At 59.8% G+C, this 254-nt stretch carries 1 protein-coding gene; it reads right to left on the reverse strand.

Annotation, left to right across the window (positions count from 1 at the left end; translation table 11 throughout):
- A partial coding sequence (locus R0J88_RS21755; protein WP_410901140.1) for a citrate/2-methylcitrate synthase occupies positions 1-254 on the reverse strand: 254 nt, incomplete at both ends.

Consider the following 254-nt stretch of genomic DNA (forward strand, 5'->3'; position numbering starts at 1 on the left):
TCGGCATCTTGGCGATCAGGCGCACGGCGCTGACGTAGCGTTCCTTCTCGTTGGTGATGTTCAGGTTGTCGTGATAGAAGGCAGCGAGGCCACCGACCACGCCGCACAGGATCGCCATCGGGTGTGCGTCGCGACGGAAGCCCTTGAAGAAGTTGACGATCTGCTCATGCACCATGGTGTGGTTGCTGATCAGCTGGGCGAACTTGTCGTATTCCTCGTCGCTCGGCAGCTCTCCGAACAGCAGCAGGTAGCAC

The sequence above is a fragment of the Pseudoalteromonas sp. SIMBA_162 genome (assembly GCF_046535955.1).
GTDB lineage: Bacteria > Pseudomonadota > Gammaproteobacteria > Enterobacterales > Alteromonadaceae > Pseudoalteromonas > Pseudoalteromonas marina.